Below are 620 nucleotides of genomic sequence, written 5' to 3' on the forward strand. Positions count from 1 at the left end.
GCAGAACGCCGTGCTCGGCCGCGCCAACCGCATGCTCGCGCCAGGCGCCGACCTGCTCGCGGTCTCGGCGGCCGACACGGCGCGCGTGCCGGGCTCGGCGCGCGTCGAGGTCGTGGGCAACCCGGTACGCCCGGCACTGGCCGCGCTCGCCGGGCAGGACTATGCCGCGCCGGCCGAGGACGGCGCGATCCGCATCCTGGTGATCGGCGGCTCGCTCGGCGCGCGGGTCTTCGCCGATGTCGTGCCGGCCGCCATCGCCGCCCTGCCCGACGCCCTCCGCGCCCGCCTCGTCGTGACGCAGCAGACCCGCGCGGAGGACCTGCCGAGGGTCGAGACCGCGTATCGCGAGGCCGGCGTGCCGGCGGACCTCGCGCCCTTCTTCGGCAACATCGCGACGCGCCTCGCCATGGCGCATCTGGTCATCGCACGCGCAGGCGCCTCCACCGTCGCGGAGCTTGCCTGCGCCGGCCGCCCCTCGATCCTCGTGCCGCTGCCGTCCGCGATCGACGACCATCAGACCGCCAACGCAAGGTCGCTTGCCTCGGTTGGCGCGGCGTGGCTGATGCCGCAGCCGGCCTTCACGGCGGATGCGCTCGCGCGGCACCTGCAGGCGGTTGTCT

At 75.6% G+C, this 620-nt stretch carries 1 protein-coding gene; it reads left to right on the forward strand.

All coding sequences use genetic code 11. From position 1 onward, the window contains the following. The coding region (locus tag L2I40_RS24170; RefSeq protein ID WP_272911020.1) for a glycosyltransferase at positions 1-620 on the forward strand (620 nt) is incomplete at both ends.

This window comes from Falsiroseomonas oryziterrae, assembly GCF_021864505.1.
Classification (GTDB): Bacteria; Pseudomonadota; Alphaproteobacteria; order Acetobacterales; family Acetobacteraceae; genus Falsiroseomonas; species Falsiroseomonas oryziterrae.